The organism is Anoxybacillus sp. LAT27 (assembly GCF_022030075.1).
GTDB lineage: Bacteria > Bacillota > Bacilli > Bacillales > Anoxybacillaceae > Anoxybacillus > Anoxybacillus kestanbolensis.
Map to the genome: position 1 here is coordinate 1 of NZ_JAIWYK010000282.1, position 234 is coordinate 234.

1 pseudogene is annotated in these 234 nt (G+C 50.4%); it reads left to right on the top strand.

The features are described 5' to 3' along the window. Nucleotides 1–214, top strand: a pseudogene (locus tag LD028_RS09465) (xylose isomerase); the annotation flags it as partial. Nucleotides 215–234: the final 20 nt, after the last annotated feature.

The window sequence follows — 234 nt, forward strand, 5'->3', positions numbered from 1 at the left end:
CGTGTTTGAACAGTTCATCGAAGAGCGGTACAAAAGCTATACGGAAGGCATTGGCCGCGAAATTGTCGAAGGAACGGCCGATTTCAAAAAACTCGAGGAGTATGCCTTGCAGCTCGGCGAAATTCGCAATACGTCCGGCCGCTTAGAGCGGCTGAAAACGCTGCTCAACCAATATTTGTTGGAAGTCAGCGTGCCGAGCGTATCCCGTTCGTGAAAGAGGGATGACTTTGGAAT